Raw genomic sequence first — 726 nt, 5'->3', positions numbered from 1 at the left:
ATCAAAGGTAAACTGAAAAAAACCGCTCTTTACGGGACTGACCCCATAAGATGAGACAAATAAAAAACACCTTCAAGTTTGAAAACGGATGATTGTTATCCGAAATTAGACTTGGAGGTGTTTTTTCTATGGGGACAAGAGTGAGTTATCCGGTTGAAGTGAAACAGAAGGCTGTAGAAATGAGATTGGCAGGCGTGCCTATGAAAGAGATCATGCAGAAATTGAATATTAAGAATAAGACACAGGTTCAGACATGGGTTAGATGGCATAAGGCTGGGGAAACACATCGATTTGAACAGCCTGTTGGAAAGCAATACACTTACGGAAAAGGTCCGGAGTATTCTTCCGAATTAGAGAAACTGCAGGCAGAAAATCGTTATCTGAGACAGCAGAATGAAGTTTTAAAAAAGTACAACGAATTGGAAAGGAAGTTGATAGCGAAACGTCAGTCGAACTTGTAGAATTATTGTACGGCACAATGACAGTACAGGATATCTGTATTCATTTAGGTATCTCTCGAGCGTCTTATTATCGTTGGAAGAAGAATCTGATGAGGGATCATCCCAAGCGCCACTTGGAAAAACAAATCGGCACGTTGTGCCGAGAGCACAAGTATCGATATGGGTATCGAAAAATCACAGCCATACTAAAAAAGAGAATGCGTATTAACCATAAAACTGTTCAACGCATTATGCAGAAAAATCAATGGCAGTGCCGGGTTAAGGT

Annotated in this window: 1 pseudogene; it reads left to right on the top strand. The window is 40.2% G+C overall.

What is annotated here, in order from left to right:
* Positions 1 to 128: 128 nt before the first annotated feature.
* A pseudogene (locus MOB98_RS20705) lies at positions 129 to 726 on the top strand (IS3 family transposase); the annotation flags it as partial.

The sequence above is a fragment of the Bacillus sp. N13C7 genome (assembly GCF_026790065.1).
Taxonomy (GTDB): domain Bacteria; phylum Bacillota; class Bacilli; order Bacillales; family Bacillaceae; genus Bacillus.
The sequence above is the reverse complement of the archived record's forward strand: the minus strand, read 5'-3'. Positions and strand labels throughout refer to the sequence as shown.